The following is a 14,149-nucleotide window of genomic DNA, read 5'->3' as shown; positions in this document are numbered from 1 at the left end:
AGTGAGCGTGCGGCGTGTTTCCTTACACCGGTGCGTTAATGCCTTGCCAGCGCTGCCAGTCATCGGGGCGGTCAACATCCCATACCGTGGCGGGAAAGGCGGCGTTCAGTGCCAATTGTTTAATGCGCTGGCGGGTAGTCGCCAGTACTTGGTCGGTTCCCCAGGGGATTGAGTCAAACAGCCCGGGGTAGTCGTGCTGGGTACCAATCAGGGCGTAGCCGCCGTCTTCAGCGGGCAGCATGACCACATCATGGGTGTTGAGCTGCTGCGCGCAGACTATGATCAAGTCGCTGGAGATGCTCGGGCAGTCGCTACCCATCAGCATAGCGGGCCCTTGTCTGCTGTTCAGCGCGTGGCGGATGCGCGAACCCAAGTCGCCACTTGGCTGTTGCGCTAAACAAATGCCAAATTCAAGGTGCAGTTCGCTAAACAGTGGGTGAGCGTGATCCAGCGCTGTCCATAGGGTGATTTGGTCAGCGGACAGCGCCTGGCAGGCATTGGTGACACATTGGCGAACTAGTTCGGCGTGGGCATCCGCGGCACCCTCTGCGCCCAGTAACGGCATCAGGCGTGTTTTGGCCTTTCCCGGTAGTGGCGCTTTAGCCAATAGGTGTAGCTTGGGCAACTCAGCGGGCATCGCGATACTCCTTGGCCAATTGGGTGGCGCTAACACCGCGCCAGTAGCGGTAGCGCAGCCGCCACATCAAGCGAATTGTGGTCCAGGCGCCGTGTTGATCCCAGCGCCTTCCCGAGCTTACCACTTTGGCATCTAGGCAGGCGGGAGGCGCCTGTTTTTTCAGCCGTTTGCAAAGCTCAATATCTTCCATCAGCGGCTGGTCGGGAAAACCGCCCGCTTGCTGAAACGTGGCCGTACGCACAAATATTGCCTGGTCACCGGTGGCCAGGCCGGTGAGCCGCGAGCGCACATTCATCATCATGCTGACTATTGGCAACCAGCGGCTGCGGCCTGCCAACTGGATATCAAACCGCCCCCACACATGGGTGTCTAGCGCTTGGTTGATTGCCTCTAAGGCGAACTTGGGCAGACGAGTGTCGGCATGGAGAAATAACAGCACGGCACCGCAGGCATGCTGCACGCCGAGGTTCAGTTGCCGTGCCCGGCCAGGTTGGCTGATGATCACCGCATCCACCAGCGGGGTGGCCAGCGCCACACTTTGATCAACACTGCCGCCATCGACGACAATCACCTCGACGCGCCCATCACCGCCGTGAGCACGCAGCGGCTGCAGCGGGGCAAGGCTCGCTTGGATGCCGGCGGCTTCGTTCAGCATGGGGATGATAATACTGATGTTTATCGGCGGGCGCGGGTTAGCCAAGCTCAATAATAGGCCCTCCCGCGGCATCGGCATCGGCGTGGTCATGGGTGACCAACAGGGCAGGTAAACCCGCTTCCCGCAGCTGACTAAATACCAGCGTGCGCATCTCCTGGCGCAGTGCCGTATCCAGCTTGGAAAAGGGTTCATCCAGCAGCACAGCGCGAGGCTGTGAAAGCAGCAGGCGCATCAGCGCCACCCTGGCCTGTTGCCCGCCGGAAAGCGTGGCGGGGTCGCGGGCTTCAAAACCTGCCAAGCCTACCTGTGACAATGCCTTGGCGACCCGTTGGGCTTTATTCTGGGCATCGCGGGGCAGACCAAAGCACAAGTTACCCGCGACGCTCAAATGGGGAAACAGCAGTGCGTCTTGAAATAGCAGCCCAATGCCGCGCTGCTCAGCAGGTAAGGTAAGGACGTTTTGTCGGCCCAGCGTTACGTTACCCTGGGCGCTGAACGCGCTATCCAAGAACCCGGCTATATACGCAAGCAGGGTGGATTTGCCCGAACCGGAAGGTCCCATTACGGTAAGCACATCACCTGGCGCTACGCGGGCATCCACGCGCAGCAACTCACGTTCCGCTAAGTGAATGCTAACGTTATCCAATACCAGCGCTTGCGGTGTCGCGTCGTCCACGGCCATTGTTTAGCTTCCTGACGTCGGGGTTGAGAGCTTACGGCGGGAGACGCCAACAAAGCGGGGCACGGCCAGGGCAATCATAAAACCCACCAATGGCAAACCCGCCTGTACCAATGCCCAAACGCCAATTAAGCGCCGGTTACCCCCGGACGCCAGCGACACGGCTTCGCTGGTGACGGTTGAAACACGGCCCGCACCAAGAAGTTGGGTCGGCAAATACAGGCCGATGCTGACCGCCATGCCAACTGCAAAAGCGGTTAATAATGGGGCCAGCAAGAGCGGTAGCCGTACCCGCCAAAACGCACTATTCTGCGACACTCCTAGCGACTGGGCGATATGTAGCCAGCGTGGGTCCAGCCGACGGTAAGACTCCGATAGCGATAGATACACGTAGGGCAGCACAAAAAGCAGGTGCCCGACCACCACCAGTGCCAGCTGCGGGCGGATTCCCAGTCTTTCAAAGGCCACCACCAAGCCAAATAAAAAGGCGATTTGCGGCACCAGTAAAGGCAAGTACAGCAGCCAAAGCGCACGGGTAGGGTGAAGCTGCTGGCGTTGCTCGTGTTCCAGAGCGGCGACTACCAGCAGCGCGGCAAGTCCTGTGGCGAGCAAGGCGATCACCGCCGTGCTACTCAGTGGTTCCACCAATGTTGAGACGCTGCGCTGCCAATGGTCCAGCGTGAGCGTTTGGGGCAGAAACTCTGGGAAGCGCCAAAACCCTGCCAAAGAAAACAGGGCGAGCCCGACAATCGCGGCTACTGCAGAAAGGCTGGCCAGTAATAATCCCGTTCGGCCTATTAGGGTAAGGGCGATTTCTCCGCGCTGGCGGCTGCCGTTGGTTAACCATCGTCGGCTAACGCGGCGCACTAGCTGCTCCAATAGCCACCATGTCGTCAGGGCCGCCAAGGTAACGCCTAACTGTAGCACTGCTGCCGCCGAGGCCATAAAACGGCGGTTAATATCCGGGTCGTTAAACCAGCCTAGTACCAACACGCTCAGCGTGGGTGGCCTGGTCGGGCCTAATATTAACGCCATGTCGACTACCGAGGTGGCGTAGGCGATCACCGCGTACACCGGCAGGCGAATCAGTGGGTAAAGCGACGGGAGTACGCTTTTCAACCAAGCCAGGGTAGGTGCATAGCCTAACGAGCGTGCTATACGCAGACGCTTATCGACCTGTAACTGAGGCAGCGCTGCCAGGCTCATCAGCAGTAGAAAGGGGGCTTCTTTTAGCACCAGTCCAAAGGTTAAGGCCAGGCCCCAGGCGTCGTTAACAATCAGCGCATCCGGCGGGCGTTGCCAGCCTGATAGCCAAGGCGATACCAAGCGGGCCATTAACCCTGATGGGGCGATTAAAAAAGCAAACCCAAAGGCGACCGCCGCGTGGGGAATGGCGAGTAACGGCGACACCATCCGGCGAATGCCCCGGTCGAGCCAGGTGCCTTGGCTGGCGGCCAAAAACAGCACCACGACAGCAAAAGCCAGGGCGGTACTGATGAGGCCGCTGGTAAAACTCACCACCACCGAGCGCAATATTCCAGGCTGGGTGAACAGTGTATGCCAAGGTGCCAGACTTACCTGCTCGCCACCCAGCACAGGCAGATAGCCAAATGCAGGCAACAGCACCATGCCAAGCCCTGCGCACACCGGAATCACCAGCAGGGCTATGATGAGCGCCGGGGCTAGCCGTAACATCTATTCATCAACGCCGTAACGCTCAAGCCACTCATCCTGAAGCGCGGTCATCCAGCTCGGATGCGGCTCGGGCAGGGTGTTGGAGAGCGCATCGGCCGGTAGTTCTGACACATGGCGCTCACCCTGTTCAAACAGTGCCTGTGCATCGGCATCCAACTGGTCGATATCCAACACGCTATGATCGCCCCACATCGCAAGCGACTGCTTTTGGGCCTGGGCTTCCGGCGACATCAGGAAGTTGGCCAGCGCCATCGCGCCTGCTTTGTGGGGTGAGTTGAAGGGGATCGCCACGAAATGGACATTACCCAGAGTGCCGTCTTCCAGCACGTAGCTACGCACACTCTCGGGCAGCTCGTACTCATTCACGGCGACGGCGGCATCGGTGGGGTAAAACGAAAATGCCAGACTCAACTCCCCATCACTCATCAAGGTGCGCAGGTTGGGCCCAGAGTCAGGAAAGTTGCGCCCACTGCGCCACAGGTGCGGGTGCAGCGCGTCCAAATACGCCCAAAGCGGAGCAGTAACCTCCTCGAAATCGGCTTCTTCCACCGGCTGATAAAGCGCATCATCCTGATCGGTCAGTTCAATCAGCGCCTGCTTTAAAAAGGTACTGCCGGTGAAGTCGGGGATGCGCGGATAGCTAAACTGACCGGGGTTATCCTTGGCCCACTCAAGTAGCGTCTGCATGTCCTGCGGTGGTGACTCAGTCTGGGCGCTGTCGTAATAGAAAGTGATCTGCGCCTTACCCCAGGGCGACTCGTAGCCCTCGGTGGGGAGGGTAAAGTCAGTGACGACTTCCGGGTTCTCATCCGGGTGGGTGAGGGCGAAGTTGGGTAGCGACTCGGCAAAGGGGCCAAACAGCAGGTCGCGTTCGCGCATTGCGGCAAAGTTTTCGCCGTTGATCCAGATCAGGTCGATGCTGCCTTCGTCGTCGTTGCCCGCCTGCTTCTCGGCCAGTACCCGGGACACCGCACTGCTGGTGTCGTCCAGCTTGACGTGCTCAACGTCAATGTTGTGCTGCGCCTGCATTTGCTCGGCCACCCAGTCGATATAGCGATTGGTACGCGAATCCCCGCCCCAGGCGTTCCAGTAAACGGTTTGGCCTTCGGCCTCGGCTAACACCGCTTGCCAGTTACCGGGGTCGGGGGCTGCCGCGGCGGGCAGCGCCAGTGCCAAAAGAGGGGCCATCAGGGTAAAACGGCGGGCATTCAACATCGCATACCTCTCAATCGAACAATAGGGGTAACCTGCGTCTTTCCAACGCCCGGCATTAAAGCGTGGCGCGCAGGCGCTGCAGTTCGTCCTGAATACGGTCGATGATCGACGGCGACAGGTAGTGCTCCACCCGGTCGCGCACGTGGGCAATCACGGTGGGATCGGTAAGCTCTGCCGACCAGTCCTCGCCGCGCTGCCGAGCATCCTTGGCGCGCAGGTGCTGGGCGCGCCACTTGGCGCACCAGGTCAGCGACCACAGCCAGGTGGCGCGGCGGCAGGCGACCAGCGTTTCGGCGCTGGGGGAGTCGCCCGTGGCGGCCTGCCAGCCGCGGTAAAAATCGACCACCTCGTCCAGCGATAGTACTGCCTGGCTGTTGAGATCCCAGGTCGTGGAGGTATAAAGGCTGGTATGGGCCAGGTCGATCCCCGGCAGGCCATAGCGGCCCTTTTCCAGGTCGACCAGCACCGCGCGCCCTTGGGCATCGATCAGGAAATTGCCGGGGTGGGTGTCAAAGCTGATCAGGCAGCGTGCGGCATCGGCAAGCACCACCGGCAGGGCATCAAGCTCGGCACGGACGCGGTCGATGACGTTAGTGCTCAAGTCCGCCTGCTCGAGCCACTCAGACTGACGGGCGACTTCTTCGCGCATGGCCCGCCATGGATCAGCCGGCGACAGCAGTGGGGCGGGCTTATCCGGCAGCGGCAAGCGATGCAGGCTGGCAAGCGTCTCGGCGATGCGCGGCAGATCCTCCGGGAGTCGCGCCAATCGGCCGTCGATAGCCTCCACCAGCAGGCCGCCTCGGGGCAGGGCGTCGCTGACGTCCAGCAGGCCATGCAGGCGCGGTACATGCCCGCCCTGACTGGCGCGGGCGTAGCACGCCGCCTCGTAGGCCAGGTTCTCTTTTGGCCCTAGGTTCATCTGGCTCTGTTTGGGCAGCCGCGCCACCCAGTCGTCGCCGTCGCGGTGTAGCCACACGTGGTCGTGGGCAAGCCCGGTATCCGCCATGGGCGAAAGCGCGCGGTAGCCAATCCCCGCCCGCTGTAATTCATCCGCCAGCGTCTGTATTCGCGTCTCTGAGAGTGTCGGCATAGCACAATCCGTGTAAAGGCAACCTTCAATGCCACTCAGTGGTCGTTGTTGTACCAACCTTACACGGTTGAGAAGAAAAAGTAGTCAGGACACGATGGGGAATGATCAACGCATCGGGCGCCCCGCCTAGTTCTGCATGGGGATATCATCTTTCCAGCGAAAGCCTACGCCCCCGGCTTTCCAGATGCCGTCGCTGTTGAAGGGATGCGGGCCAGCAAGGTTGATGTGCTGGGGCAGGCCAAAGTGGGGCGCCAGGTTCTGCCTGGCTTTGACCGTCACCCGGTCCATGATCCGCAGGCCCTGCTCTTCGGCGGACATGTGCGCCTCCGGCGCTGCCCGGTGCGCCAGTGCCCAGTTGTCGATGTACAGCAGGTCGCCGGTGTCGTAGTGGTAACGTATCCCGTAGCCTTTCTCGAACGACGCATTCAACAGATCGTTGTAGTCGCTCAAAAGCTGTTTCATCTCGTCTTCGTTGAGCAGGCGAAGCTGGTCGGTAGCGGCAGGGGTCTGTTGCAGTTCGTCGATGGGGCGTCCGTCTTCCGGCAGCCGTTCGATGACCGCGCCGGTCATGCCCAGGTGCAGCCATACGCTCTTGCGCCCCGAGATGGGGTGGGTGTGGACGACTGGGTGGCTCACCCCTGAGGCGGAATTGACCGAGACAAGGCGCTCCCAGAAAGCCTGCTTTGCCTCGGGGAGCGCGTCGAAGGCAGCGCCCTGATGGGCGAAGTGCGTGCCGCCGCCCTGTTCGGGCGCCCGCGCCATATAATAGGCGGAATGCGAGAAGATGGCGGCTTCGAAGCTGCCGTCGTTGTGCCACTGGGGCCCCACGCCCAGAATGCCGTAGCGATTGTCGTTGGAGCAGCGGAAGACATCCCGGTTCATGCCCGGCGTTGCCGGATGAACGCCGTGGGTCGAATGGATTTTGCCCGCGCCCCACCACGTGCTGGCCTCGACCAGTTCATCCGCCGAAAGCTCCGTCTGGTGCTTGAAGACGATAAACCCGCGGTGGGCCATTTCCACTTCCAGGGCGTCGATGACGGGCTGGGGGAGCCGGGTGCGAACATCGGCGCCGTATATTTCAACGCCCAACGGTTCCAGGGGCTTGACCGTCAGTCCCGTTTGCTCGAATAGCGAGACGCGGTCAGGCTCCAGCGGCGGTAGGGTGGGTGGCGTGCTCAGGAACTTATCGGAGGATGTTGCCATAGGAAGCGACCTCGATGGGTGAATGCTGGGCAGCGTCACTCGCTAGAGGGTGTGACCCGCCTCGGATCATCAGGATCAAATGGTCCAGATCCTATGGGCAGGCCGTCAGCGGTTTTGTTCCTCAGGCGTCGGCAGGGCGGGGCATGATACGCAAGACGGCACCTGCCAGGTGCCGTCTTGGTGCGCGCTATGGGCGGACGCTAAAGCGCCGCAATCTTCGCCTTTTGCTCTTCCAGCAGCTTTTTGGCGGCCTGGAACTCGGCCAGTTTGCCGCGCTCCTTTTCCACTACGGCTTCGGGGGCTTTGGCGATGAAGCCTTCGTTGCCGAGCTTTTTCTCGATGCCGCCAATCAGCTTGTCCTGCTTGTCGATCTCCTTGGCCAGGCGCTTGAGTTCGGCGTCCTTGTCGATCAGGTCGGCCATGGGCACCAGCACTTCCATATCGCCGACCAACTGTGTGGCCGAAAGCGGGGCGTCGTCGGGGTTGGCAAGCCAGGTAGCGCTTTCCAGCTTGGCGAGCTTGGCCAGGAAGTGGCGGTAGCTTTCCAGGCGCTCGGCGTCTTCATCCTTCCCTTTAGTGAGCAACACGTCGAGGGGCTTGCCGGGGGCAATATTCATCTCGGCGCGGATGTTGCGCACGGCGATAATCACGCCCTTCAGCCATTCGATATCGCGGGTGGCCTGCTCATCGATTTTGCTGTCGTCGGCTTCAGGCCACGATTGATGCATGATCGACGCACCATCGCCGACGTAGGTGCCCGCCAGCGGTGCGACGCGCTGCCAGATCTCTTCGGTGATATACGGCATCATCGGGTGAGCAAGGCGCAGAATGGTTTCCAGCACGCGCACCAAGGTGCGGCGGGTGCCGCGCTTGGCTTCTGCCGTGGCATTGTCGTCCCATAAAACCGGCTTGGAAAGCTCCAGGTACCAGTCGCAGTACTCGTTCCAGACGAATTCGTACAGCGCCTGAGAGGCGTGGTCGAAGCGGTACTCGTCCATCGCCTTGGTGACCTGGGCCTCGGTTTTCTGTAGCTGGGAAATAATCCAGCGGTCGGCCAAGGAAAGCTCAACATCGTTGACGCCTTCGTCGTCCAGTGTGGTGCCGCAATCTTCGCCTTCGGCGTTCATCAGCACGTAGCGAGAGGCGTTCCACAGCTTGTTGCAGAAGTTGCGATAGCCGTCCAGACGGTTCATGTCGAACTTGATATCGCGTCCGGTCGTCGCCTGGGAGAGAAACGTAAAGCGCAGCGCATCGGTGCCGTGGGCTTCAATGCCGTCTTTAAACTCTTCTTTGGTGGCTTTGGCAATCGCCTTGGCCTTTTGCGGCTGCATCATGTTGCCGGTGCGTTTTTCGAGCAGCGCGTCCAGGCTGATACCGTCGATCAGGTCGATGGGGTCGAGTACGTTGCCCTTGGACTTGGACATCTTCTGGCCCTGACCGTCGCGTACCAGACCGTGTACATAGACCGTCTTGAACGGGACTTCGTCGGTGAACTTGAGTGTCATCATGATCATCCGGGCCACCCAGAAGAAGATGATGTCAAAGCCGGTGACCAGCACGCTGGTGGGGTGGAAGGCCTCAAGCTCCGGGGTTTGTTCCGGCCAGCCGAGGGTCCCGAAGGTCCACAGGCCCGAGCTGAACCAGGTATCCAGCACGTCTTCGTCCTGGGTCAGCTCGATATCGACGCCGAGGCCGTGCTTCTCGCGGGCCTCCTGCTCGCTGCGGGCAACGTAGACATTGCCTTCGGCGTCGTACCAGGCGGGAATGCGGTGGCCCCACCACAGCTGGCGGGAAATGCACCAGTCCTGGAGGTCGCGCATCCAGGCGAAGTACATGTTTTCGTAATTCTTGGGCACGAACTGGATGTCGCCTTTTTCCACCGCTTCGATGGCGGGCTTGGCAAGCGACTCCACGGCGACAAACCACTGGTCGGTGAGCAGCGGCTCGATGACATCACCCGAGCGGTCGCCGTAGGGCATGGTGTTATTGACGGCTTCTACCTGCTCGAGCAGGCCCAGGGCGTCCATGTCGGCGACGATCAGCTTGCGCGCCTCAAAGCGGTCGAGCCCGGCGTACTTGGACGGTAGCGTGGCTTCTTCATCCGGCTGGGGAGTGCCTTTCAGGTCGTAGATCTCGGCCTGCTCAAGAATCGCCGCGTCCTTGGAAAAGACGTTGATCAGCAGGTGGTTCTGGCGCTTGCCGACCTCGTAGTCGTTGAAGTCGTGGGCCGGGGTGATTTTTACGCAGCCCGAGCCCTTGTCCATGTCGGCATGCTCGTCGGCGACGATAGGAATCCGACGGCCGACCAGGGGCAGCTCGATAAACGTGCCGACCAGGGAGGCGTAGCGTTCGTCTTCGGGATTGACCGCCACGCCGGTATCGCCCAGCAGGGTTTCCGGACGCGTCGTGGCGACCACCAGGTAATCTTTGCCGTCGTCGGTTTTAACGCCGTCCGCCAGCGGGTAGCGGAAGTGCCAGAAGCTGCCTTGCTGCTCCTTGTTCTCTACTTCCAGGTCGGAAATGGCGGTGTGCAGCGTCGGATCCCAGTTGACCAAGCGCTTGCCGCGATAGATCAGGTTTTCTTCGTGCAGGCGCACGAACACTTCCTGGACGGCCTTGTAGAAGCCGTCGTCCATGGTGAAGCGCTCGCGGGACCAGTCGACGCTGGCGCCCATGCGGCGCAGCTGGCGGGTAATATGGTCGCCGGATTCTTCTTTCCACTCCCAGACTTTATCGATAAACGCATCGCGACCCAGGTCGTGGCGGGTCTTGCCTTCCTCGGCGGCGATTTTGCGCTCGACCAGCATCTGCGTGGCGATACCGGCGTGGTCGGTGCCTACCTGCCACAGGGTGTTGTTGCCCTGCATCCGCTTCCAGCGGGTCAGGGTATCCATGATGGTGTCCTGGAAGGCGTGGCCCATGTGCAGACTGCCGGTCACGTTGGGCGGCGGGATCATGATCGAAAACGGCTCGCCGCGGCCTGACGGGGCGAAACGGTTGTCGGCTTCCCAGCGCTCGTACCAGCGGGTTTCGATCTGCTCAGGTTGGTAGGTCTTTTCCATGGATTGGCTCACCGCAACGATGCTCCCCGCAGGGAAGCATGGAATTCATAAGGGGTCGAAAAAATGGCGACAAGTATAGCGCGATTAAGGGTAGGGCGTCAGGCCCTAGCCGGCCGCCGATTCAGCCCGCGCATGGCGATCAGCCCAAGCACCGGCCCGGGCAGCAGCCACCAGATGACGGCCAGTTCCTGGCTGCTCCATAGCGATGTGACCAGGGCGATCGACGGGATGGTCAGGCCAAAGCCGATGGCGTTCATCATGGCAAGCGCCGCGCCCAGACGGTCCGGCGGCGCGGTGGACGAAGCCAGTGCAGAAAATTGCGCCGAGTCGGCGATCACGCTCAGCCCCCAGACCAGCAGCAGCGCGATCAGCAGCAGGGGTGGGGCAGCGCCGATCAGCGGGTAGAGCAGGCACAGGGCGCCCGAGGTGGCCAATGCGACAAACGCGACACGGGCACTGCCCACCCGGCGGCTCCAGCGCCCGGCGAGTACGCAGCCGGGCAGGCCAATGGCGATGATCGCAAAGCTCAGCCACGGCTGGACGTTGCTGCTGGCGCCGAGACGCGCAAGCTCCCGCGTCACCAAAAACGGCACCAGTGCCCATAGGGCATAAAGCTCCCAGCAATGGCCGAAGTAGCCAAGCGCCGCTGCCCGAAAATCCTTGTGTTTAAACGCCGCCAATCCCGCCCAGGGCCGACCGCCGCTGGCCTTGGCAGGCAGGTGCGGGCCAACGCCCAACTTATAAATCATCAGTGCGGCGACGAGTGCCAACAGCGATGCCAACAAAAGCGGCCACTGCCAGGGGAGATGCAGCGTAAGCCCGCGCAGCAGGTGGGGCGATGCGATGCCCAGAGTCAGCATGCCCACCAGCCAGCCCAGCGCCGCCCCGGCGTGGCTGGGCGTCCAGCTGACCACCAGTTTCATGCCCAACGGATAGATACCTGCCAGGCAAAGCCCCGTGGCAAAGCGGGCGATCGCGGCCAGGGTGACGTTATCCGCCACCCCGATGAAGGCTGCATTGATCAGTGCCCCGAGCACCGCGGAAAGCGCAAACAGCTGGCTGGCGCGGACACGGTCGGCAAGGCCTGTCGTGGCAATAAACAGCGTGCCGGTAATAAACCCGGCCTGCACGGCAATGGTGAGCAGCCCAAGGTCGCTCTCACTCAGGCCCACTGCGTCTTGAAGCGCTAAACCCACACCGTTGACGCTGAACCACAGCGAGGTGCCGAACAGTTGGGCGATAACAATAACGGCGAGTGGATAGCGCGTGAGCACGTTTACGGCTCCAGAAATTGTTTAAGAAGAATAACTTCGGGATGAGTGGACGTTCTATTGCTAGGCATCATGGGGTATCGCCACCCTGGTAATCAATAATTTGCTGTTAAGACGAATTTTTTGAAAACAGCATTGTCAGACGGCGTGGGTATCGACAGATAACCCGATTGTGGCCGTATTGATTAGCCACCTTGGGAGCCCAGGGCCAAGATCAGTCGCTACCTTGATGAGCCTTGTGGTTTTCGCGCTGTAGGTGGTCTGTTAGGGTCATATGGGGTATCGCAAGACCCGTCATGATTGTGTCGGGTAGCAAATACAATTTGTACGCAATTGGAGTTTTCATGCAATTAACCAAGCTTTTCGTTCCGGCAGTCGCCGCAATGGCGTTCAGTGTTCCCGCCATGGCCCAGCAACAAATGGGTGGAGGCGGCATGGGCGGCGGCACCCCCAGTGTCGATGACCAGGTGAGCCAACTTGACGAAATGTTGGATCTGGATGACGGGCAGAAGGAAGAACTCAACAACCTTATGACCCAGATGCAAGATGAAAACAGTGCCAAGGAAGAGGAAGCCCGAGAGCTGCAGCAGCAACTCGGCGAGAAGGTTCAGCCCGATTATGATGAAGCGTCCATTCGCGCGGATGCGGAGCGTCTTGGTGAGCTAACCGCTGAGATGACCGCGAATAGCGTCATCATGCAGTCCCAGATCGAAGGCGTGTTCACTCCGGAACAGCGCGATGAACTGGAAGAGGCCATGGCTCAGCAGCAGGAGCAAATGCAACAGATGCAGGAGCAAATGCAGGAACAGGGAGGCCAACAAGGCCAGGGCCAAGGCCAGGGTCAAGGTCAAGGTGAAGACGCATTGCAGTGATGGAAAATGGCCAGGCAGATTGCCTGGCCGCTCTTACAACGATAGCTTTTCGCTGTTGATGACCCCGCCAAGTGCGGGGTCACGCGTTTGTGGCGGATGGTCAGCTCAGTTATTTACCCCAGCTTATGCGGCACGACCTCATGCCCGAGTTCTTTATAGCGCTGCCAGCAGGCGCGTTTGGCGACCAGCACGTGCTGGTGCTGATTGATGATTTCGGCAATGCGCGCGAAGCGTTCAACGCCCTCGGGAATATCCGGGTGCAGGTTAAGCAGCGCGGTCTCCTCAGTGGGCATTGGTAACTGCTGCCAGCCGAGCGTAATCGGTACGCTCTCGGCCATTTCGCTGTCTTCCAGCGCGTGGGGTAGGTAGGCATCGTCACGGAATCCCCATAGAGCATCATCGGCTTGCTGGGCCAGCGCTTGGTCTTCGCAGTGCAGGTGAAGCCGGTAGCCTTTGTTGTGGATGGTTTCGGCCAGCTTGCAGGCAAACTGCAGGCGAGCATCCAGGGTCGTGTCCGGCAGGATATAAAAGTCAATGCGCGCCATGGCGAGTTCCTGGCTGGGCGTCTTGAGGCGCGTCGCCGCTGAAGCCAGCGGCGACGCAAACGGTGACGGATGACTAGGCCAACTGGGTCAGCCAGCCGTATGTATCGTCGCTGCGTCCGTATTGCAGGTCGAGCAGCTTGGTGCGCAGGCGCTTGGCCACGTCGTTATTGCCCCCCGCCGTGAGACGAATACGCTCGTCCTCGCTGACCAGCTCGCCCACCGGGGTGATCACCGCCGCGGTGCCGCAGGCGAACACTTCGGTAATCTCACCGGACGCCGCGCCTTCACGCCACTCGTCGATGCTGATGGGGCGCTCTTCCGGGCTCAAGCCCTCGTCTTTGGCAAGCGTCAGCACGGAATTGCGGGTAACGCCTTCGAGAATGGTGTCGGTCAGGCGCGGGGTGACCAGGCGGCCATCCTTGAAGACAAAGAACAGATTCATGCCGCCCAGCTCTTCGATCCACTTATTCTCGGCGGCATCCAAAAACGCCACCTGGCTGCAGTCGTGGGCGGCGGCTTCTTTTTGCGCGGCAAGCGACGCTGCGTAGTTGCCCCCGCACTTGGCAAAGCCGGTGCCGCCTGGGGCAGCGCGCTTATAATGGGAAGACAGCCAGATCGACACCGGCTCAATGCCACCTTTAAAGTAGGCAGCGGCCGGAGAGGCAATCACGTAGTAATCGACTTCGTGGGCCGGGCGCACACCCAGGAAGGCTTCCGAGGCAATCATAAACGGGCGCAGGTAAAGACTGCATTCGTCAGCATCGCTTGAGGGCGTGGGCACCCAGGCATGGTCCTGGGCGAGCAGGGCTTTCAGCGAGCCAATAAAGTCTTCATCGGAAAGCTCGGGCAGTGCCAGGCGCCGCGCGCTGCGGCGAAAGCGTTCGGCGTTTTTTTCAGGTCGGAACGTCCAGATCGAACCGTCCGCATGACGGTAGGCCTTGATGCCCTCAAAAATCTCCTGCCCGTAGTGCAGCACCGAGGCGGCGGGGTCGAGTGTCAGCGGGCCGTAGGGGCGCACCTGATGACCATGCCAGTCGGCGTCGATGGTCCAGCGCACGTGCGCCATATGGTCGGTGAAGTGTTTGCCAAAGCCAGGGTTGTTGAGAATATTGTCACGAATCCCGTCGGCCGTTGGCTGATTGGACGGCAGGGTCTCAAAGTGGGTATCAAAACTTGCAGTGGGCACGGCTGTTAGTCTCCGCTAGCAACACGCCTATCAGGGCGA

Annotated in this window: 12 protein-coding genes; 1 reads left to right on the top strand and 11 read right to left on the bottom strand. The window is 60.7% G+C overall.

Going from position 1 to position 14,149, the window contains the following annotated elements; genetic code table 11:
* Positions 1-22: 22 nt before the first annotated feature.
* The 9 genes from CPH17_RS09195 to CPH17_RS09155 form a co-directional block, all read right to left on the bottom strand.
* On the bottom strand, positions 23-637 hold the full coding sequence (locus CPH17_RS09195) for a TIGR04282 family arsenosugar biosynthesis glycosyltransferase (protein WP_096299235.1): 615 nt from the start codon (positions 635-637) through the stop codon (positions 23-25).
* On the bottom strand, positions 627-1,343 hold the full coding sequence (locus CPH17_RS09190) for a TIGR04283 family arsenosugar biosynthesis glycosyltransferase (protein ID WP_231898106.1): 717 nt from the start codon (positions 1,341-1,343) through the stop codon (positions 627-629). Before CPH17_RS09190 ends, CPH17_RS09195 begins: the two co-directional genes overlap by 11 nt.
* A complete protein-coding gene (locus tag CPH17_RS09185) occupies positions 1,330-1,974 on the bottom strand; it encodes an ATP-binding cassette domain-containing protein (RefSeq protein ID WP_096299233.1) in 645 nt (214 codons plus the stop codon). Before CPH17_RS09185 ends, CPH17_RS09190 begins: the two co-directional genes overlap by 14 nt.
* Before the next feature lie 3 nt (positions 1,975-1,977).
* A complete protein-coding gene (locus CPH17_RS09180) occupies positions 1,978-3,666 on the bottom strand; it encodes an ABC transporter permease (protein WP_096299231.1) in 1,689 nt (562 codons plus the stop codon).
* A complete protein-coding gene (locus CPH17_RS09175; protein ID WP_096299229.1) occupies positions 3,667-4,881 on the bottom strand; it encodes an ABC transporter substrate-binding protein in 1,215 nt (404 codons plus the stop codon).
* Between the two features lie 55 nt (positions 4,882-4,936).
* Complete coding sequence (locus tag CPH17_RS09170; protein ID WP_096299227.1) at positions 4,937-5,971, bottom strand: aminoglycoside phosphotransferase family protein; 1,035 nt, start codon at positions 5,969-5,971, stop codon at positions 4,937-4,939.
* Positions 5,972-6,097: 126 nt separating this feature from the next.
* Complete coding sequence (locus CPH17_RS09165) at positions 6,098-7,174, bottom strand: TauD/TfdA dioxygenase family protein (protein ID WP_096299225.1); 1,077 nt, start codon at positions 7,172-7,174, stop codon at positions 6,098-6,100.
* Between the two features lie 200 nt (positions 7,175-7,374).
* The gene (locus tag CPH17_RS09160) at positions 7,375-10,236 is read right to left on the bottom strand and encodes a valine--tRNA ligase (protein WP_096299223.1); all 2,862 of its coding nucleotides are present in this window, start codon (positions 10,234-10,236) and stop codon (positions 7,375-7,377) included.
* 98 nt (positions 10,237-10,334) lie between these two features.
* A complete protein-coding gene (locus tag CPH17_RS09155; protein ID WP_096299221.1) occupies positions 10,335-11,510 on the bottom strand; it encodes an MFS transporter in 1,176 nt (391 codons plus the stop codon).
* A gap of 341 nt (positions 11,511-11,851) precedes the next feature.
* Between CPH17_RS09155 and CPH17_RS09150 the strand changes: the two genes are divergently transcribed.
* Positions 11,852-12,379, top strand: a complete 528-nt coding sequence (locus tag CPH17_RS09150; RefSeq protein ID WP_096299219.1) for a Spy/CpxP family protein refolding chaperone — start codon at positions 11,852-11,854, stop codon at positions 12,377-12,379.
* Positions 12,380-12,492: 113 nt separating this feature from the next.
* Here CPH17_RS09150 and CPH17_RS09145 read toward each other — a convergent pair whose 3' ends face one another.
* A complete protein-coding gene (locus CPH17_RS09145; protein ID WP_096299217.1) occupies positions 12,493-12,924 on the bottom strand; it encodes a DNA polymerase III subunit chi in 432 nt (143 codons plus the stop codon).
* Between the two features lie 73 nt (positions 12,925-12,997).
* Positions 12,998-14,110, bottom strand: coding sequence for a branched-chain amino acid aminotransferase (locus tag CPH17_RS09140; RefSeq protein ID WP_096299215.1), 1,113 nt, complete (start codon positions 14,108-14,110; stop codon positions 12,998-13,000).
* Positions 14,111-14,149 lie beyond the last annotated feature (39 nt).

It is taken from the genome of Halomonas sp. hl-4, assembly GCF_900215475.1.
Taxonomy (GTDB): domain Bacteria; phylum Pseudomonadota; class Gammaproteobacteria; order Pseudomonadales; family Halomonadaceae; genus Vreelandella.
Note: the sequence above shows the minus strand (reverse complement) of the source record. Positions and strands in the feature narration are given on the sequence as shown.